21 protein-coding genes and 1 tRNA gene are annotated in these 23,774 nt (G+C 67.0%); 12 read left to right on the top strand and 10 right to left on the bottom strand.

The window, feature by feature from the left end:
- Nucleotides 1–7 precede the first annotated feature (7 nt).
- From THIVI_RS21440 to THIVI_RS25175, 11 genes are read left to right on the top strand one after another with little or no spacing between them, the layout of a single operon-like run.
- Nucleotides 8–4,006 (top strand): tape measure protein, encoded by a 3,999-nt coding sequence (locus THIVI_RS21440; RefSeq protein ID WP_014780617.1) that lies wholly within the window; start codon nucleotides 8–10, stop codon nucleotides 4,004–4,006.
- Complete coding sequence (locus THIVI_RS21445; RefSeq protein ID WP_014780618.1) at nucleotides 4,006–6,402, top strand: hypothetical protein; 2,397 nt, start codon at nucleotides 4,006–4,008, stop codon at nucleotides 6,400–6,402. Before THIVI_RS21440 ends, THIVI_RS21445 begins: the two co-directional genes overlap by 1 nt.
- Nucleotides 6,399–6,776, top strand: a complete 378-nt coding sequence (locus THIVI_RS23130; RefSeq protein WP_014780619.1) for a hypothetical protein — start codon at nucleotides 6,399–6,401, stop codon at nucleotides 6,774–6,776. Before THIVI_RS21445 ends, THIVI_RS23130 begins: the two co-directional genes overlap by 4 nt.
- Before the next feature lie 13 nt (nucleotides 6,777–6,789).
- Nucleotides 6,790–7,791, top strand: coding sequence for a hypothetical protein (locus tag THIVI_RS21455; protein ID WP_014780620.1), 1,002 nt, complete (start codon nucleotides 6,790–6,792; stop codon nucleotides 7,789–7,791).
- Nucleotides 7,791–8,738, top strand: a complete 948-nt coding sequence (locus tag THIVI_RS21460) for a hypothetical protein (RefSeq protein ID WP_014780621.1) — start codon at nucleotides 7,791–7,793, stop codon at nucleotides 8,736–8,738. The genes THIVI_RS21455 and THIVI_RS21460 overlap by 1 nt, the downstream gene beginning before the upstream one ends.
- A gap of 10 nt (nucleotides 8,739–8,748) precedes the next feature.
- Nucleotides 8,749–9,132: a hypothetical protein gene (locus THIVI_RS21465; RefSeq protein ID WP_014780622.1), complete on the top strand. Its 384-nt coding sequence runs from the start codon at nucleotides 8,749–8,751 to the stop codon at nucleotides 9,130–9,132.
- Complete coding sequence (locus THIVI_RS21470) at nucleotides 9,125–10,936, top strand: hypothetical protein (protein WP_014780623.1); 1,812 nt, start codon at nucleotides 9,125–9,127, stop codon at nucleotides 10,934–10,936. Before THIVI_RS21465 ends, THIVI_RS21470 begins: the two co-directional genes overlap by 8 nt.
- Before the next feature lie 4 nt (nucleotides 10,937–10,940).
- Nucleotides 10,941–11,456 carry a hypothetical protein gene (locus tag THIVI_RS21475; protein WP_041446859.1) on the top strand — a complete coding sequence of 172 codons (516 nt, stop codon included), beginning with the start codon at nucleotides 10,941–10,943 and terminating at the stop codon, nucleotides 11,454–11,456.
- 3 nt (nucleotides 11,457–11,459) lie between these two features.
- Entirely contained in the window at nucleotides 11,460–11,777 is a 318-nt protein-coding gene (locus tag THIVI_RS21480; protein ID WP_041446860.1) for a hypothetical protein, read from the top strand.
- Nucleotides 11,778–11,798: 21 nt separating this feature from the next.
- Nucleotides 11,799–12,020, top strand: coding sequence for a hypothetical protein (locus tag THIVI_RS21485; RefSeq protein ID WP_014777839.1), 222 nt, complete (start codon nucleotides 11,799–11,801; stop codon nucleotides 12,018–12,020).
- Nucleotides 12,021–12,058: 38 nt separating this feature from the next.
- A complete protein-coding gene (locus THIVI_RS25175; RefSeq protein ID WP_169315587.1) occupies nucleotides 12,059–12,211 on the top strand; it encodes a hypothetical protein in 153 nt (50 codons plus the stop codon).
- Between the two features lie 24 nt (nucleotides 12,212–12,235).
- Here THIVI_RS25175 and THIVI_RS21490 read toward each other — a convergent pair.
- The 10 genes from THIVI_RS21490 to THIVI_RS21535 all read right to left on the bottom strand — a co-directional run bounded on the left by THIVI_RS21490 (nucleotide 12,236) and on the right by THIVI_RS21535 (nucleotide 22,662).
- A tRNA-Lys gene (locus tag THIVI_RS21490) sits at nucleotides 12,236–12,311 on the bottom strand.
- Between the two features lie 478 nt (nucleotides 12,312–12,789).
- Nucleotides 12,790–13,317, bottom strand: a complete 528-nt coding sequence (locus THIVI_RS21495) for an adenine phosphoribosyltransferase (RefSeq protein WP_014780624.1) — start codon at nucleotides 13,315–13,317, stop codon at nucleotides 12,790–12,792.
- A gap of 19 nt (nucleotides 13,318–13,336) precedes the next feature.
- Nucleotides 13,337–14,122, bottom strand: coding sequence for a phosphorylase family protein (locus THIVI_RS21500; RefSeq protein WP_245537327.1), 786 nt, complete (start codon nucleotides 14,120–14,122; stop codon nucleotides 13,337–13,339).
- A 25-nt stretch (nucleotides 14,123–14,147) separates the two neighbouring features.
- Nucleotides 14,148–14,603 carry a hypothetical protein gene (locus THIVI_RS24975; protein WP_041447142.1) on the bottom strand — a complete coding sequence of 152 codons (456 nt, stop codon included), beginning with the start codon at nucleotides 14,601–14,603 and terminating at the stop codon, nucleotides 14,148–14,150.
- Nucleotides 14,604–14,780: 177 nt separating this feature from the next.
- Nucleotides 14,781–15,776 (bottom strand): hypothetical protein, encoded by a 996-nt coding sequence (locus THIVI_RS24980; RefSeq protein ID WP_041447143.1) that lies wholly within the window; start codon nucleotides 15,774–15,776, stop codon nucleotides 14,781–14,783.
- Between the two features lie 69 nt (nucleotides 15,777–15,845).
- Nucleotides 15,846–17,945, bottom strand: coding sequence for a TonB-dependent copper receptor (locus tag THIVI_RS21515; protein ID WP_245537328.1), 2,100 nt, complete (start codon nucleotides 17,943–17,945; stop codon nucleotides 15,846–15,848).
- Nucleotides 17,946–18,251: 306 nt separating this feature from the next.
- Complete coding sequence (locus THIVI_RS21520; protein ID WP_014780627.1) at nucleotides 18,252–19,586, bottom strand: sigma-54-dependent transcriptional regulator; 1,335 nt, start codon at nucleotides 19,584–19,586, stop codon at nucleotides 18,252–18,254.
- Nucleotides 19,587–19,681: 95 nt separating this feature from the next.
- On the bottom strand, nucleotides 19,682–21,250 hold the full coding sequence (locus tag THIVI_RS21525; protein WP_041447843.1) for a sensor histidine kinase: 1,569 nt from the start codon (nucleotides 21,248–21,250) through the stop codon (nucleotides 19,682–19,684).
- On the bottom strand, nucleotides 21,240–21,653 hold the full coding sequence (locus THIVI_RS21530; RefSeq protein ID WP_157174538.1) for a hypothetical protein: 414 nt from the start codon (nucleotides 21,651–21,653) through the stop codon (nucleotides 21,240–21,242). Before THIVI_RS21530 ends, THIVI_RS21525 begins: the two co-directional genes overlap by 11 nt.
- A complete protein-coding gene (locus THIVI_RS21535) occupies nucleotides 21,628–22,662 on the bottom strand; it encodes a hypothetical protein (RefSeq protein ID WP_014780630.1) in 1,035 nt (344 codons plus the stop codon). The genes THIVI_RS21530 and THIVI_RS21535 overlap by 26 nt, the downstream gene beginning before the upstream one ends.
- 242 nt (nucleotides 22,663–22,904) lie before the next feature.
- Here THIVI_RS21535 and THIVI_RS21540 point away from each other — a divergent pair, with 242 nt between their 5' ends.
- On the top strand, nucleotides 22,905–23,741 hold the full coding sequence (locus tag THIVI_RS21540) for a DUF2202 domain-containing protein (RefSeq protein WP_052315144.1): 837 nt from the start codon (nucleotides 22,905–22,907) through the stop codon (nucleotides 23,739–23,741).
- The last annotated feature ends 33 nt before the right edge of the window (nucleotides 23,742–23,774 follow it).

Here is a 23,774-nt window from a genome sequence, read left to right on the forward strand (position 1 = left end):
GCGCAACATGAGCGAGAACGCCCTCACCGTCAGCGTCCTGCTGACCCTCTCCGCAGAAGACTTCGCGCGCGCGGTCGCCGAGGCCCAGGGCGCCTTCGAGGGCGGCATGGACGGCGTGCGCGCGGCGACCGACGCCGCCGCCGGGGACGCCGGGGCGCAACTCGACGACCTCGGCGCGGGCCTGAACGAGACCGCCGCGGCCTCCGAGGACGCCGGGACGAAAATCGGCGGTTTCGTCGGGTCGCTGCTCTCGCTCGACGTGCTCGCGCGCGGCTTCGGCTGGTTGATGGAGCAGGCCGGCGATCTGATGGAACTGGCCGACGCCTGGGCCAACCTTCAGGCCAAGCTCGAACTGGCGACCGACAGCGGCGCGGCCGCCGCGCAGGCGCTGGCCGACGTGCAGGGCATCGCGCAAAGCACCTCCAGCGACATCGGGGCGACCGCCGATCTCTACGCCACCCTGAGTCGCGCGCTCAACAGTCTCGGCGACGAGACCACCAGCGTTGCCGGTTTGACGCGCACTATCACCCAGGCGTTCGCGATTTCCGGGGCGAGCGCCGCCGAGAGCGCCGGCACCATTACCCAGTTGGCGCAGGCGCTGGCCTCCGGGCAGTTGCGCGGGGACGAATTCAACAGCGTCATGGAGCAGGCCCCCCGGCTTGCGCAGGCGCTGGCCGACGAACTCGGCGTCACCACCGGCGCCTTGCGCCAGATGGCCGAGGATGGCGAATTAACCGCCGAGGCCGTGATCGGCGCGCTCTCCGGTCAGGCCGACGCCATCGCCGCCGAGGCCGCTTCGCTCCCCGACACGTTTGAGCGCGCCACCACGCGCCTGAAAAACAGCCTGACCGGCGTGGTCGGCGGGCTCAACGATGCGCTGCACGGCGCCGAACTCTTCGCCACCGGCACCAACCTGCTGGCCGGGGTGATCGGGGCGCTGGCCAGCGGGATCGAGGCGCTGGGCGGCTTCCTGATCGCCATCGCGAGCGCCTTTGCGGCCATCCCCGCGCCCATCTATGCCGCCGTGGCCGCGATGACCGCGACCGGCGTGGCGCTGGCGTTGCTCTCGGTCAATTTCGCGGCGGTCACCGGCGCGCTCGCGACCCTGGCGCTCGGGCTTGCCTCGGTCGCCCTGGCGGGCTGGGCGGCGTTCAGCGCCCAGGTCGCCGCCGCCGGCACCGCCCTGCGCGCGCTCTGGGTGCTGATGCTCGCCAATCCGCTGACCGCCCTGGCCGCCGTGCTGGGCATCGTCGCGGCGGGCTTCCTGGCCTTTAACGCCGCGTCGAAAGAGTCCGCGGCCAGCCTCGCCGCCGCGCACGACGAACTGACCAAGCAAACCACGGAACTGGAAGCGTTGCGCCGCACGCTCGCCACCGCGACCCCCGGCACCGCCGCCTATACCGACGCCGAGCGGCAGTTGGCCACGCTCGTCCCCGGCCTGACCCTGTCGCTCAACGAGCAGGGGCTGGTTGTCGCCAAGATCGGCCAGGGCTACGAAGATAACGCGCGCGCGCTCGACGCCTACATCGCCGCGCAGAAGCAGGCCAGCGCCGACAACCTGCTGCAGCAGTTGGTGCTGGCCTCCAACGAACTCGACACCAACCGCCAGGCGCTAGACACCAACACGCAATCCTTGCGCGAGAACTACGGCATCGGGGTGGAGAACCGCAACGGCTGGCAGTCGTTCAATCTCGCGGTCGAGCAATCGACCGGCGGGATCGACCGCCTCAATCGCAAGCAGACCGATCTCGCCAACGCCGCCAACGCCAGCGAGGCCAAGGTCCGCGCGCTCGCGCTCGGGCTGTATGAGGCAGGGATCGACTCCGGGCAGGCCGCCGAACAACTGCGCGCCCTGGGTCGCACCGACGCCGAGATCGCGCGCGTCGTCGGCCAGATCGACCGGCTCGCCGAGGCCGCGTTGGCCGCCCAGGGCCAGTTGACCGCGACCCAACAGGCCATCGGCGCCGCCGGTCTCGCGGCCGCACAGTCGGTCGGCCAGGCGATCCAGGCCGTCAGCACCGAAATCGAACGCCTCGACGGCGAGATCGAGCAGCATCGCCAGACCCTCGACACCGCCCTCAAGGCCGAAGGCCAAGGCTGGCGGACGCTGGGCGAGGAGGCCAAGTCCGCCTATCAGGGCCGGCTCGCCGACATCGACGCCCTCACCCAGGCGCAACTGGCCGCCGTCAACCAGCAAACCGGCAACGAGCGCACCGCCGCCGCCCAGCGCGCCGCGATCTATCGGCTCGATGCCCAGGAGCGCCTCGCCGCGCTCAAGACCTACGAGAACGAAGCCGTCTTTCTGGTCGAGCAGGAATACGCCAGTCGCCAAGACGCCGCGCGCGCCGCCGGGGCCGACGAGCGCGCGCTGAACGTCGAGATGCTCACGGCCAAGCGTGCCACGCTGCAAGAGATCGCGAGCGCCTACAAGGCCCATATCGACCAGCTCAACGCCGACGCGCAGCGCCACCTGAGCGAAGTGACCCGCATCGAGGACCAGATCCGCGCGCTCAAGATGAGCACCGAGGACCGCATCCGCGAGATTCAGCGCGGCGCGATGACCGATCAGGCCGCCTATGCCGACCGGCAACGCCAGGTCGAGGAGACCAGCGCGCAAGCCAAGCGGGCGCTGGTTGAGGGCAATTTCACCCTGGCGAAGGAACTGGCCCAAAAAGAGATGGAGCTGGCGTCGCAGCTCGCGCGCGAGGTTAAGGACGGCGAAACGGTCTATGTCTCCAAGCAGCGGGCCGCCGACAACGCCAGTAAAACGTTTCTGACCGGCTCGCAGCACCTGGTGGAGGCGCTCGAACAGGAGGAGCAGTCGCATCGGGATGTCGCCAAGGAAGCCCAGGCCGCCGCCACCGCCCAGGAAACTGCGCTCACGGGCGTCACGGCCAGGATCGACGAACTCTCCACCAAGCTCGACAAAGAACTCAACCTCAAGCTGGTGGTCGACAGCCAGGCTGTCCAAGCCGAGATCGACGCCCTGGCGCCGCTGATTCAGGACAAGGAATACCTGCTTCAGACCAAGCTTGACCTGGACAGCCTCAAGACCAGTCTCGACAACGCCGGGGCGCTCGCGCGCGACAACCCGCTCCGCCTGCAAGTCGCCCTGGACGGCGCGCAAGACGAACTCGCCCGCCTCGCCGCCTACGCCAAGGACCACCCGCTGGCCGCCGACCTGACGGTGACCACCGACAAGGCCGAGACCGCCATCGGCGCGGTCCAGCAATCGCTGAGCGAACTCGACGGCCTGACCACCGAGAGCGCGCACGTCGTCCAGAGCAACGCCGGCGAGGTCAAGCAGTCGCTGGCCGATCTGGCGGGACTCACGACCGACAGCACGCACCGCGTCATGGATAACGTGGACGAGGTGCTGCGCGGTATCGCCGAACTGGAGCGCGACACCTCCAGCACCCACACCGTCTATGTGCGCGAGGTCAAGCGCAACGCCCTCGGCGGGTTGATTCATCCGTTCGCCCTGAGCGGAGTCGAAGGGTTTGCCAACGGCGGCGCCGTGCCCGGCTTCCCCGTCCCGCGCTGGTCCACCGTGCCCGGCTCCGGCAACACCGACAGCGTCCCGGCCTCGCTCGCCGCCGGTTCTTTTGTGCTGCGCAAGGCGGCGAGCCGCTATTACGGCTCCAGCCTGCTCGACCTCATCCAGCGGTTTGCCGGGGGTGGGCGCGTCGCCTCGCTCTTGATGCCCGGCGAGCGGCTGTTTAACCCCGGCACCGTCAACCGTCTTGGCGCAGGCTTCTTCGACGCCCTCAATCAGATGCGACTGCCGCGCGAGGCCCTGACCGCGCACCTGGCCAACCTCACCGCTCCGGTCGCGCGCTTCGCCGCCGGCGGGGCGGTCGGTCCCGTCGCCACCGCCTCCGCCGCCGCGCGCGACAGCGTCGACATCAACCTCCAGATCGGCCGCCAAGCCGTGCGCGTCCAGGGCGCGCGCGACCAAGCCCAGGCGCTCGCCAGCGCGCTTAAAGAACTCCAGCGGGGCCTGTGATGCCGAGCGCCTCCAGCCTGATCCGCTTCAGCCCCGGCCCGCACGCGGCCGCCGATCCCGATCCCGAGGAACGCCTGACGGTCATCCTCACCACCGCCCTCAACGGCCTGTTGCGCACCACCCAGACCACCGGCAACCCGCTGGCCGTCGAACTGACCATCCAGTTTGCCGACACCGTCATCGCCCTCTGCGAGCGCGCCCATCTGCTCGGCGTCAGCCCCGCCGGACATGCCCCGCTCGTGCTGACCAAGGCGGGCTATTGGGGCTCCACTTGCGGTTACGGCGACCCCGCGACGGATGTGTTTTGGGTCTATTCTGACGCCACCGACGACGGCGAAACCCTGGTCATCGACACCCCCTGCGAAAATCTCTACGGCTGCTTTCACTGGCCATCCGCCGTCGTCGCCTACGATCCCCCGCTGGCAGACGACGAGACCGCCCCGACCATCACGCTCGCCCTGGACGGCTTCGTCGGGCTCGACGGCTCGACCGAGACCGGCGTGCGCCTGTCGATGCGTCTGATCCTGATCGAGCCGGGGGTGACGGGCGAGACCGAACTGGCGACCCTGAACTACGAGCAGGCGCCGCACTTCACCGGCTCCGGCACCAACATCACCGTCAAAAAATCCGACGCCGACCCGGACCCGGACGGGGAGGGCCTGTTCGCGCTCACCGGGCGCAAGATCGCCGACGCGGTCAACGACGTGACCGGCGATTACGAGATCTGGTGGCGCATCTATCACGGCTCGGGCGACATGCTCTACACCGCGACCTGCGCCACGCCAGACGATCCCGAAACGCCGGATGACGACGAATCCCAGACCGCGACCCTTTCGGAGACTGTGCGCGATCGGCGTAACGCCGGCATTGGCGGCGGCTTCGGGTTATTCGACACCACCGATTTGATGGTGGCGCGGGTGCGGGTGGAGCCGGGGCCGCTGTCATTTAATGTGCTCACCGGCAGCGGGAAAACGAATCTGGGCGCTTTTCAATCAGGGATTGAGTCGCGGATACCGACCAGCGTGCTGACGGCGACCGCCGGTTGTTGGTATGGCCTGCTAAATAACCAGCCGATCGCGCTCTCTTTTGGTGGGCCTTCCATCTATGCGGCTGGTCGCTTGCTACAGACTGCCTCCGGCACCGTTTTGGGCGCTGCAATCCAGTCGTTCAACGGCGTTCCGTCCCTCGTCTACGTCACCGGAACCGATACGTTGACTCTATGGCGCCGGAGCCTTGTCCAGGGATTCGGCTCAGTGTCTGTCGGTTCGCGGTCGCGCCCCTTTGTAGACGGCAACCCCTCCGCGCCGTGGTACAGCTTTTCGTCAGACGGACTGTCGCTGGCGTGCCTGCTGCCGCGTTACGCCCCCGCCGTTACGACATCTGTCGACATGCTCCGCAATGGGCGCTTGTTTCGCGCGGACGTCAGCGCCCAGTTCGGGGCGTGGATGACGGTCATCGCTCCGCCGCACCTTCCACCCACCTGGACGGCCACGGCGGCGGCGACCAGCGCGTATGAGGCCGGACCTCCAGAATGCGGTCAGTTCGGCAACGTCGCCGACTGGTTCAACCAGTCGATGACATCGGTTATTCGGTATGACTTTGCATGGGACGTTCTGCTTTCCTTCTATTGGAGCCAAAACGAGCTGGTCCCGGTCGTCATCCCTGTCTCGCTGACCGCAGCTCGGGATTACGATTTTCATGCTTCAAATACAGATTATTGCAAAACCGTCTACGCCAACTATCAACGCACCGAAATCGACGAACAGACGCTGGAGGTGTCGATCGGGTCATTGCCCGTTCAAACGTCAAGTTACGTTCTTCAAAAACAAGCCGTTGGTAACGTCGGAATCTTAGACACTGTATCGCTTGAAAAGATGTTAAAAAGACGCTTTTTGGTTGCAAATGCGGGATCCGACGCGTTATCGCTCGACGGTCCATTTTGCATTGACCACGGCGTCGTCAGATCCGGATTAGCGTCCGTTGAGCCGACCTCCGAAGACGGCTTGACGCTCGCGACCATTGACGGGGGCGGTGGAAATCGGCGCGTGCTGACCGAAACGCATGCGCCGTTTGACGTCGCTACTGCCCTGGGTAACGAGCAAGTCGCTGTCTCTTTTTACGCAAGCGACGACACTCAAGCCGTCGCGTCACTGCTGCAAGCCGTGGTCAAGATCTTGAATATCCATCTACGCATTGCGCCAACGAGCAACCCGCGCGCTAGTGCGTTCCCTGACGGCGACTGCCTCACGCAATGGGTCGACATCACGGGAACGCCGATCACGCATTTTAACGGCATCGAATACGATGCGCCTCGCTTCCTGTCAAATATTGCGCCAGTCACCCCCCACGCCTGCCTCCTTGCCCCCGACCCAGCCAGCGTTAAACCCATCACATGATCCAACTCGACACTCTCACGCTCCCCGACGGCCTGGATTGGCCTGACGAATTCGACACCAGCGCCATCGGCCAAAGCGTGCGCCGGCGTCTGGACGGCGGCCTGGTCGTCTACCCGCGCGCGCTCGCCGCGGGCCGTTCGATCACCCTGGTCGCGCCCAACGATCAGCCGCTCACCCGCGCCCAGGCCGCCGCGCTGGAGGCGCTGGCCGCCGTCGTCGGCGCCAGTTATGCCCTGACCCTGCGCGATGAGTCCTTTCAAGTCATGTTCCGCCACCACGACCCGCCCGCGCTCGACCTGACCCCGCTGGTCGATTACGCCGATCCCATCGACAGCGATTTCGTCGTTGGCACCGTCAAACTCTTCACCGTCTAACCCCGGAGATCCCATGTCCATCCTCGCGTCCGAACTCCTCTGGCTGCGCCCCGCGCTGCAGTCCGATACCGTCCCCGCCCAAAACGGCGGGCGCTGCACCCAGACGCCCATCGTCTCGGGCGTCAAGAACAACCTTTTCCCCGATGTCAGCGCCGCCCAGCGCGCGGCGGGGGTCGAACATTGGCGCAAGGTCTTCGTCGCGGTCAAAAATGCCGACAACCTGCCCCTGGTCGATCCTCGGTTTTCCATCGAGATCGGCACCCCCGGCGACAGTCATGTGCTGCTCTATCCCGGCACCCTCACCGACACCCTGGATCAGGTGACCGCGCGCCCCTACGGCTACGGCACGCTGGCCAGCGCCGCCGATGCCGCTGACACCGAGATCAGCGTCACCACCGAGGCCGATTTTTCGGTCATGACCACGAAGCCCTTCCAGGTCGGCGATCTGGTCCGGATCGACGCGCGCACGACCGTGCTCGACAGCGGGCTGTCCGAATATGCCGAGATCGACAGCGTCGCCTACACCGGCACCGCCCTGACCCTCGGCCTGACCGCCGGGCTGACCAACGCCTACAGCGCCGGGGCAAAGATCGCGAGCGTCATCGAGCCGGGCGATCTGGCGACCGCCGTGAGCGGCAAGAGCATGACCGGCGGCGTCACCTATGACGACACGGCTTATCCCATCGCCGTGCCTCAGATCGGCGGCATCTACCAGACCTGGACCGTCACCGTCACCGACCACGCCACCGGCGCGCTCAGCGTCTCCGGGGATCTGATCGGGGCGGTCGGTACCGGTTCGACCGGCGTCAACCTGTCCCCATCAAACCCCAACGGCGGCACCTATTTCACCCTCGACGCCGACGGCTGGGGCGGCACGCCGGCCACCGGCGATACCCTGGTCTTCACCACCTCCCCCGCCGTCTGCCCGCTGTGGTATCGGCGCATCGTGCCCGCCGGGGCGGCGGCGATCAGTAGCGATCCGGTTAGCGTGTGCGTGGAAGGGGAGAGCGCCTGATGACGATCACGGTCTATCGCTCCGATGACGCCAGCGCGCCGGTGTTGACGGGTGAAGTCGGTAAACTGATCGATCTGCTCGATGCCTGTCTGGTGAATGGCTACGGCAGCCAACCCGCCGCCGGTTGGGGAAAAGCCTTTAGCGGCACCAATCTGGCCGCCTACCGCGCGCCGTCCGGCAACCGGATGTATTTGCGCGTCGACGATTCGATCGTGCAATACCCCATCCTGCGCGGCTACGAAACCCTGACCGGGATCGACACCGGCACCGGCCCTTTCCCGACCACCGCGCAGCTCGCGGGCGGTATCCGTCCGGTCAAAAGCTCCACGACCGGCACCGTGGCCCACCCCTGGATGCTGATCGCCGGGACGCGGGCGTTCTATCTGTGGATCTCCTTTGTGGCGACCGACATCGGCGCCCCCGCGACCACGACCGATATGATTTTTTTCGGCGACATCGTCAGCTATCTGCCGGGCGATCAATACGGCACGCTGCTGATCGGCAAGATCGCCAACGATATCACCGCCAACAATACCGTCCTGGGCAACAATCTCAGCGCGGCCGGCGCGGACTGCAATGGGCACTACCTGGCGCGCGGCTACCTGCAGGATGGCGGGAGTTCTCCCTGCGGCACACTGCAAGCGCTGCCGGCGGCATCCGCCAGCATCGGCAGCGCGGGCGCGGCCTACCCCGACCCCGTCACGGGGGGATTGCTGCTGGAGCGGGTGCGGGTGTGCGAAGGGGGCGTGGCGTCCAAGCTCCTGCGCGGCCATCTGCCAGGGCTGTTCAATCCGCAGCACAACCAGCCGGGCCAACATCTCGATACCCTGAGCGGGCGCGGCGCGCTGTCCGGGACCGACCTGCTGCTGCTTTACAAGGGCGGTACCGCCGTGGGGCGCTTTGCCGTCTCGCTCAACGAAACCGCCGACTGGCTCGCGCCCGCTTAAGGAGTTCGACATGCCCGATCTTGGCGCCATTGGCGAGTTGTCCGATAGCACGGTCAGATGGACGCTCCCGCGCAACGCCCGCTCGCTCGACCGCGCGGCCAACCCGGTGCGCGGCATCCTCGCCAGCGATCAGGCGTTCACGGCGTCATTTCCTGGGGACGCTCAGCGCCTCTGCGGGACGCTGACCGCCGCTGGCGGCGCGGGCCTGGCACGCGACATCCGCGCCCTCCACCGCGCGACCGGGACCGTCATCAGCGCGACCCGCAGCGCCAGCGGTAGCGGGGGATTTGTCATTCTGGTCCCGCCGTTCGCCCGCGTCGATCTGCACATCCTGGCCGACTCTGGCGACGGCTGCGATCTCTATCTGCCCCAGCGAACCCCCGTCGATGGCTGAATGTAACCTGCCAGACGGCCTGGCCATCGACGTCGCCTTCTCTGGCGGCGCGTGCAGCCTGCCCGACGGACTCACGATCGACATCGCCTTTGGCGGTGCCGGCATTGTGTCGCGCGTGCGCCAGCGCCATCAGACCACGGCGGCGTTGCGCGCGGCCGCGAGCGCGCGTCACGGCGTCACGTCCGCCTTGCGCACCTCTGTCGCCGCCCGCCACCAGGTCCCCGCAGCGCTCCAGCGCGCCCCTCTCGCCCAGCGGCATCAATCTCTGGCGGCATTACGATCCGCAGTCGCGGCCCATCATCTCGCCACCTCCGGCGATCCACCCAGGGTTGCGACAAGCCACGCCGCTCAAGCGCGACTGCTCGGCTGGCCGGTCGCCGCGCGCCACCAAGCTATGGCCGCCGTGCGGCTCGCGACCGGCGCCCGCCATCACGCCAGCGCCAGACTACAAGCGTCGTTACTCGCCGCGCGTCATCACGCCCTGGCGGGCGATCTGGTCGCGGCCCGTGCCCGCCACGTCTCGCTTTTCGGTCCGACCGTCCCGGCCAGCGCCCGCCACGTCGCGCTCTTCGGTCCGACCGTCCCGTCCCGTGCCCGGCATGTCTCGCCCTTCGGCCCGACCGTCCCGACCCGCGTCCGGAACGTCTCGCCAGCCGCCATCCTCGCCGCCGTTCGCGCGCGCCATCTGGCCTCATCGCGCCTGCTGACCGCCAACCCGGTCGCCGCCCGCCATCGCGCCGCGTCCTCCTGCCCCGATGCGAGTGTCCAGATCCTGGCCGGCCCCAATCATCTCCTGCACCAGGGGCGCGTCGTCCCGCTCGGCGAGGGTACCGAACTGAGCGCCGACGAGGGCTCGCCGGTCTGGATCGCGACGCTCGATCTGTTGCACGAAGCCGACTATGCCCGCGTCGCCCTCGGCGATCCGCTGACCCTGCTGTTCTGGGGCCAACCCATCGCCCTGATCTGCGACGGGCGCCGCTTCAGCCGCGCCGACGCCGCGCCAAGTGTCGTCCTCAGTGCCATCAGTCCCGGTGCCTTACTGGGCACGCCCTGGGCCGTGCCGGTCGCGCTGGGCGCCGTCGAGCTGGCGCAAACGGTCGTCGAACGCCTGCTCGGACAGCCCGTCGCCTGGCAGCTGCCCAACTGGCGCCTCCCCGACAGCGCGGGCGCGCTCCAGGGCACCCCGCTGGAGTTGGCCCGCCAGATCGTCGGCGCCGTCGCGGGCGAACTGGACTCGCTCCCTGACGGGAGTCTGGTGGCCCGCCCGCGCTATCCGGTCTCGCCACCCGCGTATTCGAGCGCCACGCCCGTCGCCACCCTCACCGACCGCGACCTCCTTGCCCATCGCGACCAAGCCGAGGCCGCGAGCCGCGAAAACCGCTTCGTCATCGCCAGCGGCGACCCGTCCGCGACCGCCGATCAGATCCAGATCGACAGCGTGCAAGATCCCGAGGATCCGCATGCCTACACCATTCGCGCTTACCCCCATCCCTGGCGCCCGGTCGATCTCGTGCACACCGGCGACGCCGCCACCCAGATCGGCCCGCGCACCGAGGTGCTGACCGAACAGGATGAACTCGTGGTCATCCAGTCCGGCGCCGCCACGCTCGCCTATCCGCTGGCCGACATCCGGGCGCAGTCCTACCGCTACGCGGATCTGGGCCGCGTCAGCGTCGTGGGGCGCGACCTGACGACGGCCCAGGCGGACTACAGCCTGTTGTCGCTCCAGTATCGGGCGCGCGCCTGGCAGTGGCGCGCCACCAACGCTCGGACCGAAACCATCCAATTTCTTGCCGTGGAGTAACCCGATGGCCGTCACCGCCAATATCACCGTCTCGTTCGGCGATCAAAGTGCCAGCAGCGCCTCTGGCCACCTGTCCGCCGAAATCGACAGCCGTCCCGATGGGCTCAACAACGGCGTCACCAGCTTTGCCCCTGGCGATAGCGCGGCCTTTCTGGTCTACAAATCGAGCAACGTCACCTATGACGCCCCAGTCGCCAGCGCTGGCTCCGTCGCGGGCGTGGGCTCTGGCCTCACGGTCGAAAAAGAAGACGATCTGTCGTTTGCCGACAGCGATACCGCCTCGCTCTCGACGCCTGCCACCGGAATCGTCTCGGTCACCTGGCTGGGGCGCAGTCTGGGCAGCCTGTCCCTGCAAGACCAGACGACGGTCAAAGCGGGCGCCAAGGGCGTGGCGGTTGCGCGCGTCAAGTACGCCTGCCGCGCCGACGCCTACCGCCTGACCAGTCCGGCCACGCTCGCCGGCCTGACCGACTTCTCGATCCTGGTCTTTATCCTCGGCCACCTAGCCGGCGAGGGCTAAGCGATGTCACTGGCGATCGAAGTCTACCGGGATGGGGGCGACCGTCCGGGCGACGAAATCCGCGAGGATCTGCTGGGCGATAGCCTGGAGGCCGCGCTTGCTCGTGGGCGCGGGGAACTGGACGCCAGCGCCCATGCCCGCGTCGCCACCACGTTGGAGCTGGTCGCCCCGCGCCTGGATCTGCGCCTGGGCGATCTGATTGCCGTGAGCGACCCGGCACAAGGGGAAGAGTGGCGCGGCAAGATTGTCGGCATCCGCCACACGCTGGCGCCCGGCGAGGCGCCGAGCGTCCTCACCGTCGAGCGGAGTTTGATGCCATGATGTCAAGCGGAGTCGACGCGGATGTCTAGCTATCCATTGCACACGCTAAGAGCGTTGCTGCGCACCTCATCCGCGCGCCGCGGCGTGGTCGTGCGTTGCTCGGCGACGGCGGTGCAGGTCGCCACCGCGAGCGGGCTCGTCCGTGCGCAGGCGTCTGGGGCGCTGAGTGTCGGGCAGTCGGTGAACGTGCGCGACGGAGCCGCCTTTCCGGCGGCTAACCCGACCCAGGCGTATGCGGTTTAGTCTCCGTTAATTTGCGCTTCATTTGTCAGTGATGCCAAATGAAGCGCAAAAAATCACAAATCCGCCAAGTGCCAAAACATTTGCGAAATGGTGCCAAATGGCGCGCGCCGCTACAGGCCGGCATGAGCAACCGCCGGATTTTGTCTCTGATGGTTGCGCATTGGTTGCTTAAAGAAAAACGGCTTAGGTGAAAATCACCTAAGCCGTTGATTTTATGGTGCGCCCTGCGCGACTCGAACGCGCGACCACCTAATTAAAAGTCAGATGCTCTACCAACTGAGCTAAGGGCGCGGGGAGAGTCATTATAATTGAAAACGCTCTTTTTTCAAGCAAGGATTGCTGAACGGGAAATTCGACATGTCTTGCGCTGGGATCGCAGGGATCCGTCTGCGGGCCGGGTGTCAGGGATGCGATTGGCACGCCGAGCGGACGGTCCTCGCCGGTCGCGAGAAAGGCGATTTCTGGAAAAAACTCGACCGAATTTCGGTTCGTCCCGAGTCCTGAGCGAAGTCGAAGGGAGCCGAAGCCATGGCAGGCTTGTCGGATGGGGTGAACGGGCAATCCTCGGACTCGGAGCGTGAAGCCTTTCGTGGTTCGAGTACCTCACCACGAAAGGCTTCAGGCGAAGATAACGGCACGCGCTTTTCTGGAAATCGCCCAAGCTCTGAGGTCGGATTATCCGCCACTGGAACCAAGTGTTTCACCCGCCGCTTTGGGAACCGCATCCGGCTCCGGGTCGGCCGGGAGGCTCGCGGCTGTCGGAAGAGGCTTAATCGCCTTCAAATTCGCACAGCGCAAAGACCTTTTGTCCACGGTTTTCGAGTCGCCGGCGCCCGCCGAGATCGGGCAGGTCGATGACGAAACAGCACTCGACGATCCCGCCGCCCATGCTCTCGATTAAGTTGCAGGCCGCCTCCGCCGTGCCGCCGGTCGCGATCAGGTCATCGACCAGCAGTACCTGCTCGCCCGCGGCGACCGAATCGACATGCATCTCGATGCGGTCGGTGCCGTATTCGAGATCGTAGTCGTGGCCGACGGTTTCCGCCGGCAGCTTGCCTTGCTTGCGAATCGGCACGAAGCCGACGCCCAGCTGATAGGCCAGCGCCGCGCCGATGATGAAGCCGCGCGCCTCGATTCCGGCCACCCGATCGATCTTCACGGGGGTGTAGCGATGGACCAGTTCATTGACGGTGACACGCAATCCGACAGGATCCTTGAGGAGGGTCGTGATGTCGCGAAACATGACGCCCTGCTTGGGATAATGGGGAACGGTGCGAATAAGCGACTTGATGGGCATGGCTTGCTTCCGGAAAGAGTTAGCGGGGGTTGAGCAGGCGGCCGGCGACCGCGTCCAATCGCCCGACCAGCTCGGGATCGCGTGCCTCGGGCGGCGTGATCAGGGCGTGCTCCAGCGTCGAGCGGCAACCGCAGGCGGCGGCGTCGGTATCGGCGTGCAGACGCGGCGCGAGCGTCTTCACCAGGCCGCGGGCGTTGTCGGCATTGGCCAGCAGCACCTTGACGATGGCGTCGACGGTGACATCGTCGTGGTTGGGATGCCAGCAATCGAAATCGGTGACCATGGCCACCGTGGCGTAGCAGAGTTCGGCCTCGCGCGCGAGTTTGGCCTCGGGCATGTTGGTCATGCCGATGACATCGCAGTTCCAACTGCGATATAGCTCGGACTCGGCCAGACTGGAGAACTGCGGCCCTTCCATGACCAGATAGGTGCCGCCGCGCGCCACCTCGATGCCGGCCTCGCGCGCCGCCGCCTCGATGTGATCGCCAAGCCGGTTGCACACCGGATGCGCCATCGAGACATGCGCGACCAGACCGGTGCCGAAAAAGCTCTTGACGCGGTCGAAGGTGCGGTCGATGAACTGGTCGACGATCACGAACATGCCTGGGCGCAGATGCTCGCGCAGCGAGCCTACGGCGCTGACCGAGATCACCTCTGTGACCCCCGCGCGCTTGAGCACGTCGATGTTGGCGCGGTAGTTGATCTCGGACGGGGGAATCTTGTGTCCGCGGCCATGGCAATGAACGGCGGGGCCAAACTTCCGCGGGACGTTCGTTTGATCTGCATCAATCCAGCGGGAAGGCATGCCTTTGAGGATGGCGCCGCCCGGTTTACTGTCGCGCGAGGCGGGAATCGCCCACCCATCGACTCGGTTCGTTCGGCGGTGCGAGGCTCGTGGGTTTTTCCAACGACCGCTTTCGATGTGCAGCATAGGCCAGCCTCTCATGATTTCCCCACCATTCTTCAGCCGCGGCGACCTGGACGGCTTCTTCGGTCTCTTCGTCGACAACCTCCTGCAGATCATGCTGATCGTCCTGCTCGGGCCGGTCATCTGCGGTTTCACCTCGACGCAGATCGCCGAACAGATCCTGCCCGCGGTCGCCCTGTCGGTGGTCTTCGGGAATCTCTTCTATGCCTGGCAGGCGCGCCGGCTCGCGCGGCGCACCGGCCGCACCGACGTGACGGCATTGCCCTATGGCATCAATACCGTCAGTCTCATGGCCTTCATGTTCCTGGTCATCGGCCCGGTCTACCGCGACACGGGCAACCCGGAACTGGCCTGGCAAGTGGGGTTGTTCGCCTGTTTCCTGAACGGGGCGATGGAGATCGTCGGGGCCTACGGGGCCGACTGGCTGCGCCGCAACACGCCCCGCGCCGCGCTGCTCTCGGCGCTCGCCGGCATCGCCGTGACCTTCATTGCCATGGGGTTCGTCTTCCAGGTCTTCGCGGCCCCGGCGCTGGCGCTACTGCCGATGATGATCCTGCTCGGCGTCTATGCGGCCAAGCTGCGTCTGCCCTGGGGGTTGCCCGGCGGGTTTGTCGCGGTCTGTGTCGGCGTGGCGATCGCGGCGGTGTTGCACGCGCTCGGCTGGCTGGACACCGCGACGCCTGCGGTCGCGGCGGATCTTGGGCTCCACCTGCCGCAACCTGTGCCCGACTCGATGCTGGCCCTGATGTTCTCGCCCCTGGGCTGGCAGTACTTCGCCGTCATCCTGCCGATGGGGCTGTTCAACATCGTCGGCGCGCTGCAGAACCTGGAAAGCGCCGAGGCGGCGGGCGACCGCTACGAGACGCGCCCGTCGCTGCTGGCGAACGGCGCCGGCACGCTCCTGGCCGCCGGCTTCGGCAGTCCGTTTCCGACGACCATCTATATCGGCCATCCGGCCTGGAAATCCATGGGGGCGGGAACGGGCTATTCGGTGCTCAATGCCATCGCGATGAGTCTGCTCTGTTTGACCGGAACCTACGCCGTCGTCATGGCTTGGGTACCGCTGGAGGCGACCCTCGGCATCCTGCTCTGGATCGGCCTGAGCATCACGGCTCAGGCGTTTCAGGAGACGCCGCGCCGACATGCGCTGGCGGTGAGTCTCGGCATGATCCCGGCGCTGGCGGCCTGGGCCTTGCTGTTGATCGAAACCACGCTGCGGGTCAGCGGCTCCTCGCTGTTCGCGGTGGCGGACAAGTTCGGCACCGACCTCTATATCCACGGTGTCATCGCGCTCAATCAGGGATTCATCTTCACCTCGACCATTCTGGCCGCCATGCTCGCCTTCATGATCGACCGCCGTTTCGGCCAGGCGGCCGGTTGGTGTCTTGCCGCCTCGATCCTCTCCTACTTTGGCGTCATCCACGCCTACCGACTGACCGAGAGCGGTGTGCAAAATTATTTTGGCCTGAATGCCGCGCCGGAATTCGCCGCGATCTACGCACTCTGCGCGCTGCTTCTCTGGCAGGTGCATCGCGATGCCCGGCGCGCGGCTCGATCATCCGGCGCACCGCCCCCGAGCGCTGGTCAGTCGCCTCAACCTTCAAAAATCGACCGCGGCCCGCGCCCACAGCACCCGGCCCGGCTCGTTCACCTGGACCGCGCCGGGATTGAAGGGATCGAGATTGGCGCGGTTCACATGATCGGCATAGGCGCGGTCGAAGAGGTTGTCGATCCCGAGCCTGAGACGCCCGTGCTGGCCGAGTCTGGCCTCGCCATAGAGGTCGAGCGCCCACCAGCCGGGCGTCTCGCCGACATCCAGACCGCTGCCGGTCAGCGGGTCGTCATCGACGCGGTGCTGGGTGTCGGACCAGTTCATCCGCGCGCCGCCCGACCAGGATTCCCGTCGGTGCTCCAGGCTCAGGTATCTGTTCAGGGGCGGGATCTGAGCGATCGCGCGCCCGTCGGTTCGGTTTTGAGCGGATACATAAGCAAGCGATGCACCGGCTTCCCAGTGGGCGCCCAACCGGATCCCGCCGGTCCACTCGCCGCCGGCCAACTCGGCCTCGACATTGCGGTAGATGCTGGCGTTGTCGCTCAGCAGGATGCCGGATTGTCCGTGGGCACGGTCGCGCAGGATGTAGTCGCTGACCCGGTCATAGAAAACCTCCAGACCGGTGCGCCAGCTCGCGGCGGTTCGGGTCAGCGTGAGGTCGATCTGATGATGCCGTTCGGGCCGGAGGCCCGGATTGCCGATCCAGCGCGCGGACGCCGGATTGCCATTGGAGGCCAGATACCGTTCGGTGGCATCGGCGGTGCGAACGCTGCGGCTCAGGCTCGCCGTGAGTTCGAGCCCCGGACGCAGGTCGCGGGCGTAGCGCAGAAAGCCGCCCAGGTTGTGCTCGGTGCGGTCCTCGGCGGCACGGCCATAATAGGCGGCATAGAGTCGACTGGGCGACCACACCCAGGCGGGTCCGACCGGGGTGGCGTTCGCCCGTGACTGGGAGAGGCTGGCCCGCACCCGGTCATAGCGTAGCCCGGCGGTGAGCCGCGCGACCTCGCTCAGCGGATGCTCCGCCTCGGCGAACAGGCCCAGAGCGTCCTGCTCGACATCTGGCCACAGGTAAGATTGGGGAACGTTGACGGATGCCGATCGGTAGTTCCAGTAGCGAGTCGCGTCGCGCGCGACCTTGAGGGAATCGACGCCAAGGGTCCAGTCGGTCGCGCCGCTGGTCAGGTCCGCGACCAGGCGCCCGCCGGTCGTGTCGGATTCGGTCGGCACCCGCAACCGGAAAGGGCTGGTCTGGGTGCGCAGCGAATAATTGTCCATCAGATGATCGACGTTGACGCTGTAGAACGCGGCGTGCAGCGCGTGCAGCGGACCCAGCACGACGTCCTGGTCGAATGTCAGCCGCCATTGGTCGCTGTCGCTGTAGGGCGAGTCCATCGCCGAGCCGGCGAAGAGGACATCCCAATTGTGCGTGCGGTCGTACTTGAGTTCGAGCCGCGTGCCGTCGTTCGGGGTCAAGCCGAGCGTGATGCCGGCCGCGTCGCTGTTGAAGGCGCTACGCACCTCGTCGCCGTTGCCGTCCCGGTAATTGTCAGCGCTGCGCGACTGTCCGGTGACGCGCGCGAAGCCGAGCGGATTGCCGAACGCGATGTCGGCGCCGGCGGATTGGGCCTCCGAGTTGCTGGTCAGGCCGCCGTTCAGTCGGACGCGCGGTGCCTCGCCCGCGCTGAAACGCGGGGTGTCGCGCTCGAACAAAATCGTCCCGCCGCTGCCGCCCCCACCATAGCGCACGGTCTGGGCGCTCTTGATCAGGGTCAGGCGGTCGAAGGCGTCCAGTTCGAGGAGCGTGGTCGGCGGGTCCATGCGGTTCGGGCAGCCACCGAAGGCATAGGCGCCGTCGATCAGGACATTGAGCTGGTTCTGACTCTGGCCGCGCACGATGGGGTCGATGCCATGACCGCCCATGCGCGCGCCGGACACGCCCGGCAAACGGCGCAGCAGATCGCCGCCATCGGCCGGCAGCCCGGTACGCACATCTTGGATGGACGTCGAGAGGGTCGCGGCTGGATGGGTCGCCGCGCCCGGCGCGGTCACCAGGACTTCAGGCAGGAATGTCTCGGCCACGGGAGCGGCCGGCGGGCCAATGGATTCCCCGGACGCCGCAGTCATCGCCATGGCGCTGAGGAGGCTCATCCAGCCGAGCCTGGCATGGGGACGGCGTAAAGGGGCAATGCTGAAGCGATCAAACGAAAAGGGGGACGGCGACATGCGGGATACCTCTCTGGATACGACGTCGAGGGTTCGACGGCAAGGATACCCGATCCTCGTAGGAGCCCGCTTGCGGGCGACATGACCCGCCAGTCGCTTTTGGGTCTGCCAAACCCATCGTTGGCAAGCAAACCCGCAGGCCCGCAAGTCGCCCGCAAGCGGGCTCCTACGTCAATAAAGAGAATGGCTGGCGGCGACCTGGACTAGTCCGGACGACGACCCTGCCAAGGCTCAGGTCTCCGGCCGCCGGATGCCGTACTTGCCCAGCTTGTAGCGCAGCACCCGCTCGCTGATGCCGAGTTGCTCGGCGGCGTGGGTTTGAATCCAGTCGGTCTGCTCCAGGGCCGCCAGCAGCATGTCGCGCTCAAGGGCATCCAGGCGCTCCTGCAACAGGCCCTGATCGGCGGACAGGTCGGTACGCACCTCTTCGGGCAGGTCGGCGGGGAGCAGGACGCTGCCGCGCGCCAGGGTCAGACTGCGCTGGATGATGTGCTCCAGTTCGCGCACGTTCCCCGGATAGCGATAACGGACCAGCCGGTCCAGAGTCTCGGGGGCGAGTCGGGTCGGCCGCCGCGCATAGCGGGTCATGAAGTGCTCGATCAGGGACGGGATGTCCTCGCGCCGCTGGCGCAGCGGGGGGAGCGCGACGTCCAGCACCCGCAGCCGGAAGTAGAGATCCTCGCGAAACTGGCCGGTCTCGCACAGGGCGCGCAGGTCGCGGTTGGTGGCGGCCAGCACGCGGGTGCTCACCGCGATCTCGCGCTCGCTACCGACTCGGGTGATGCGCTTCTCCTGGAGTGCGCGCAGCAGCTTGGATTGCAGCGCGGGCGGCAGTTCGCCGACTTCGTCGAGAAAGAGGGTGCCACTGGCGGCCCGCTCGAAGCAGCCGCGATGGGTGCGCTCCGCGCCGGTAAAGGCGCCTTTCTCATGACCGAACAGCTCGCTTTCGAAGAGGTTCTCCGGAATCGCCGCGCAGTTGACCTCGACGAAGGGGGCGTCCGGCGTCGGGCCGAGCAGATGGATGAGGCGCGCGATCAGCTCCTTGCCGGTGCCGGTCTCGCCGTGGATCAGCACGCTCCAGGGGCTGTCGGCCACGCGCCGTACCAGCGACAGGGTCTCCTGCATGGCGGGGCTGGTGCCGATAATCTCGATCGGCAGAGTGGCGTTGGCGACCGTCTCGGTCACCTCGATCACGTCCGCCGTCACCGCCACGCGCTGTTCCAACAGCTCGATTTTTTGCAGCAACTGGACGAGATCCACGGGCTTCTCCAGAAAGTCGTCCGCGCCGAGCTTCATCACCCGAACCGCCATGTCCACCGCGCCGAAGGCGGTGATGAGGATGGCGCGGACCAGTGGATTCAGCGCCTTTATCCGTTCCAGCACTTGATCGCCGGTCATTCCCGGCATGCGATGGTCGAGCAGCGCGAGCTGGATCGGCGCGCGGCGAAAGATCTCCAATGCCTCGGTCCCATCGGCGGCGGCATGCACCTCATGGCCCTGCTTGCGCAGAAAGCCGGCCAGCAGCTCGCGCTGCATGGGGTCGTCATCGGCGATGAGAATATTCATCCGAACTCCCGGTGAAACCGCGTCCATGACGGTAGGCGTCGTTTTGAGTGATCAACCAGGTTAGCCCTCATCTGTGGCGTCGGAGTCGACGCGGGTTAATCGTTGGGTCGCGCGGGCAGGACGACGGTGACACACAACCGCCCGGGTCTTGGCACCGTCAGCAGCAGGCGCCCGCCGTGTGCGCTGACGATCCGCTGGGAGATCGCCAGGCCCAGCCCGGTGCCAAGGGTCTTGGTGGTGAACCAGGGTTCCAGAATGCGCTCGACCTCGCCCGCCGGCAGTTCCAGTCCGTCGTTCTCCAGGGTGAGCCAGGTCTCGCCGTCCAGCCGTGCCAGACCGATCTGGAGCAGGCTCCCGGCGGGGCTGGCCTCAAGCGCGTTGCGCAGCAGGTTGTCGAGGACTTGGCGCAGCAGATCGGGATCGCCGAAGACCTGGGAGCTGGGCGACAGACTCGACTCCAGACCGATCCTGGCCTTCGTGATGGCCGGAGCGTAGAGGCTCAGTTGATCGACGATCAAGGCATCCAGCGCGAGACTGATGCGTCTCGGTTGGATCGGCCGGGCGTAGTCCAGGAGTCCCGTGACCGTGCCGTTGGTTCGTTGCACCGCCTCGCGGACCAGCTCCAGCAGACGGCGGTGCTCGGCCGTCAGCTCCTCGGCCTCCATCTGCAAGCGTTGCAGCCCCATGGCCATGGCGTTCAGCGGGTTGCGGATTTCGTGGGCGATCGCCGCCGCCGCGCGTCCGAGCCCCGCTTCCTCGCGCTGGCGCGACAGCCGGCGCTCATAACCGAGACGCTGGCGCTCGTGGGCGCGCTGATGACGGTAGAGCACCCAGGTGCCGGCGCTGCCGGTCAGCACCAGCACCAGCACGAAGACGATGAACTCCCACCAGAGCCGGGCGCGCATGCGCTGCAAGGGGCTCGCGTCCAGTTCCAGTCTCAGTTCGGCACCGGCCACCGGGGCGCTGGCCTGGGCGACCAGACGGCCGTCCGCCGCGCGACCCAGAGTGATTTGCGGCAATCCGGCGTTGTGCCCGGTGGCCAACGCGTTCCGGGTCTCGCCCAGGAGCCGAACCGAGATCACGCCGGGCAACTCGGCCACGGCGGCCAGCGCGCGCGGCAGGCCGATGGCCGCCTCCAGGGCCTCGGTTTGACGACTGTCCATGCCGACCAGCACGCACCCCCGACCCTGGCTCGCCGCCACGCCGAAGAGGATCGCATGCGCCCGCGGCAAACGGATGAGACGCTCCAGGGACGCGCAGTCCAGGGCCTCGGCGGTCTCCCAGTCCGCGGGTCCCTGCACCGTCGCGTCGGCGCGCACGATGCGGATGACCGACAGGCTCGCCTCGGCGGCGAAGGCGGCCAGCTCCTCGGTATGAAAGGGTGCGATGCTGTCCAGATAGTCGACGAAACGCGCCGACTGACCGAGAAAGCGGGTCAGAATGTGGCCCATCGCTTCCTCCGCCAGCAGCGCTCCGCGCGCGTGCAGGATCACCGCATCCGCCAGCAGACGAGCGTGCTCGCCGGCGTCGTCCTGAAAGGCGCGCTCGGCCTGACGGGTCTGCACGAAGAACCAGCCGAGCACCAGCGCGAAGAGCAGGCCGAACACCAGCAGATGGCCCAGCCAGGGCGGCGGCAGGCGGCGCGCGCCCAAGTCAGCGTCCACCCGTGCCACTCCCGCGCCCACCGCCTCCGAGTCCGCCGCCAAAGCCGCGTTGTCCGCCCTGCATGAGGCGCGCCCGTACCCCGGTGCGATCGAGCGACCCGAGATCGTCGGCGAGCGGCTCCAGACGCCCCCCAGTCAGCGGATCGCCAGACGCGCCGGGCCACAGCCGGACGAGCGCGCCGACCGCGATCCCCGGCGACCGGTTCGCCACCTCGACCGCGACCACCCGCGTCGGGTCCGCGCCCGCGCGTCCGTCCTCGACGCTCACGATGACCCGCTCCGCCTCGATGGCGAGGATCCGTGCCAAGACGGGATCCCCGGCGCCGACCGGCCACGCGGTCAGGCACAGCAGCATCGCCAAACCGACGAGCAGAGGATCAACGGAACGACCAGGAGAGGCCACATTGGATTACCTGTTGTTGGAATGACCGCTCCGCGCGCGTGGAAACGCTGTCGAGCCAGTCGATACCGCAGAACGCTTCGCCTTCGCCGGGACGGCGGCCAGGCAAGGCACGGCGCGCGGCAAACGTCAGACTGTGTTGCTCGTCCTCGCGCCTGACTTGCCGCGAGATTTCGGCATAGCGCGTCAACGACCAGCCCAGTCCGAGTTCAAGGCGCCAGCGTTCGGCGGGCGTGACGCGCAGCGCCAGGCCGAGGTCATCGCGGTCGTAGGTCTGGGCGGTCATGGAAGACTCGCACCGCGCGTGGGCGACCGACAGCACGCTGGCAACACTGGGCAGCCAATGGCGCGTCAAGTCCAGACCGACTCCGAACAGGTCATCGTCGCGGCGCACGGCCAGCGTGTCGTTCCGGTGCCGGTTGTCGGTGGACGCATTCCGCCCCGTGTCCGAGCCTCGTCCCGACCCTGCATCCGCGCCCGCGCCGGGACGCCCGGCCCAGGGTAGCGAGGCGTTGCGGTAGGCGAGTCGACGCAACTCGCCATTCAGCCCCAGCGTATGGCGGGCAGACAGCACGCGCGAATAACGGATTCCCACGGCCGCCTCGTCGCGCTCGTCAGCCGGGACCAACCGATCGCGATACGCGGCGCCCGCGACCGAGACCTTGAGCAAACCCGCGCCCGAGTTCGTCGCGCGGGTCCAATCGCCTGTCAGCGAGAGGCGATAGCTGTCGTTGTCCGCCTCGTTGTCGCGATACCAACCGCTCGCGATGAACCCAAACTCGGCGCCTGCGAGCGGCCATGCCCGCGCCGACTCGACGCCGTAGCGGGCAAAGGCCAGTTCGGGGCCTTCCCGGCTTTGTGCCGGGTTGGTGTCATAGCCGAACGAGACATCGGAGCGGATGGCGAGCGGTTCCGCGGCGAGCGCGGGAGCGTCGGCAAGCAGGAGCAGCGACAGCGCACCGGTGATCGCTCGGGCGGCGGTCTCGGCGACGGTGGCGACAGATGCAGGCATGGATGTTCCTCGGGGCGCGGACGCGCGGTGCCCGGTCAGAATAACCGCTCGGGCGTTTCCGGTCAGCCTCCGAACATCCAGTGCCCAGGTCGACATTTCTGTCGAGCCGCACGCGAATTGTCGACCGAATGCGCGTCCCGCCATGGCATCAGTGCCAGTCAATCAGGGATTTAAGCGTTGGCACGACGGCTGCATTAGGGCTCGTGACGATCCTGTCGAACCTGATTGAAGAGAACACCGCCATGACCCTGCAATACCGCCTGATCCCTGTCGCCATCGCCATGAGCGCCATCCTGTCCGCCGCACCCGCCCTGGGCGCGGGGCCGAACGGCCGTCAGCCGGTCCAGCCGGTGCTCGGTGAGCTGGATGCCGGGGAGGCCGCGACCCTGTTCTTCATGCGCGAGGAAGAGCGGCTGGCGCGGGATGTCTATCTCAACATGGATGCGCTCTGGCAGTTGCTCCCCTTCGAGAACATCGCCGCGTCCGAGCAGAAGCACATGGATGCCATCAAGGGCGCGATGGACAAATACGGGCTCGCGGACCCCTCGGATCCGGAGGCGCTCGGCGTCTATGCCGATGGTGCACTCCAGCAGCTCTATACGGACCTGATCGACCGGGGTGAAGGTTCCTACCTCGCGGCACTCCAGGTCGGCGCGCTGATCGAGGAGGTCGACATCGAGGATCTGGAAGTCGCCATCGCCGGCACCGACAACGCGGATCTGCAAACCATTTATGACAACCTGCTGCGCGGCTCGCGCAACCCTCTGCGCGCCTTCGTCGCTGAGATCGAGCGCCAGGGCGTCGTCTACTCGGCTCAGCATCTGACACAGGAAGCGGTCGATGTCATCATCGATACGCCCATGGAGCGCGGCGGCAATGCGGGTGGAAAAGGCTCTGGATCCAAGCGAGTGGGGATGACCGAGGACGCGGACAGCGCGGATCAGGCGGGCCTGACCTCAGGGTTGGAGCGTCTTATCGCGCGCAATGGCAATGGCAGCGGTAGCGGTAGCGGGTCCAAGAGTCGCAAGGGTAGCGGCAGCGGCGACTGCAAGGCATTGGACGAGGCCGCGCGCGCCTGATCGGTCTCTAAGAGGGTGTAGACAAAAATAATT

Origin of the sequence: Thiocystis violascens DSM 198, from assembly GCF_000227745.2 — a bacterium.
Lineage (GTDB): Bacteria > Pseudomonadota > Gammaproteobacteria > Chromatiales > Chromatiaceae > Chromatium > Chromatium violascens.

Bases quoted from the DNA above. Each gene is read 5' to 3' on its own strand.
- THIVI_RS21440 (WP_014780617.1), top strand. From the start codon at position 8: ATGAGCGAGAACGCCCTCACCGTCAGCGTCCTGCTGACCCTCTCCGCA.
- THIVI_RS21445 (WP_014780618.1), top strand. From the start codon at position 4,006: ATGCCGAGCGCCTCCAGCCTGATCCGCTTCAGCCCCGGCCCGCACGCG.
- THIVI_RS23130 (WP_014780619.1), top strand. From the start codon at position 6,399: ATGATCCAACTCGACACTCTCACGCTCCCCGACGGCCTGGATTGGCCT.
- THIVI_RS21455 (WP_014780620.1), top strand. From the start codon at position 6,790: ATGTCCATCCTCGCGTCCGAACTCCTCTGGCTGCGCCCCGCGCTGCAG.
- THIVI_RS21460 (WP_014780621.1), top strand. From the start codon at position 7,791: ATGACGATCACGGTCTATCGCTCCGATGACGCCAGCGCGCCGGTGTTG.
- THIVI_RS21465 (WP_014780622.1), top strand. From the start codon at position 8,749: ATGCCCGATCTTGGCGCCATTGGCGAGTTGTCCGATAGCACGGTCAGA.
- THIVI_RS21470 (WP_014780623.1), top strand. From the start codon at position 9,125: ATGGCTGAATGTAACCTGCCAGACGGCCTGGCCATCGACGTCGCCTTC.
- THIVI_RS21475 (WP_041446859.1), top strand. From the start codon at position 10,941: ATGGCCGTCACCGCCAATATCACCGTCTCGTTCGGCGATCAAAGTGCC.
- THIVI_RS21480 (WP_041446860.1), top strand. From the start codon at position 11,460: ATGTCACTGGCGATCGAAGTCTACCGGGATGGGGGCGACCGTCCGGGC.
- THIVI_RS21485 (WP_014777839.1), top strand. From the start codon at position 11,799: ATGTCTAGCTATCCATTGCACACGCTAAGAGCGTTGCTGCGCACCTCA.
- THIVI_RS25175 (WP_169315587.1), top strand. From the start codon at position 12,059: ATGAAGCGCAAAAAATCACAAATCCGCCAAGTGCCAAAACATTTGCGA.
- THIVI_RS21495 (WP_014780624.1), bottom strand. From the start codon at position 13,317: ATGCCCATCAAGTCGCTTATTCGCACCGTTCCCCATTATCCCAAGCAG.
- THIVI_RS21500 (WP_245537327.1), bottom strand. From the start codon at position 14,122: ATGCCTTCCCGCTGGATTGATGCAGATCAAACGAACGTCCCGCGGAAG.
- THIVI_RS24980 (WP_041447143.1), bottom strand. From the start codon at position 15,776: ATGCACCTGCCAGAGAAGCAGCGCGCAGAGTGCGTAGATCGCGGCGAA.
- THIVI_RS21515 (WP_245537328.1), bottom strand. From the start codon at position 17,945: ATGAGCCTCCTCAGCGCCATGGCGATGACTGCGGCGTCCGGGGAATCC.
- THIVI_RS21520 (WP_014780627.1), bottom strand. From the start codon at position 19,586: ATGAATATTCTCATCGCCGATGACGACCCCATGCAGCGCGAGCTGCTG.
- THIVI_RS21535 (WP_014780630.1), bottom strand. From the start codon at position 22,662: ATGCCTGCATCTGTCGCCACCGTCGCCGAGACCGCCGCCCGAGCGATC.
- THIVI_RS21540 (WP_052315144.1), top strand. From the start codon at position 22,905: ATGACCCTGCAATACCGCCTGATCCCTGTCGCCATCGCCATGAGCGCC.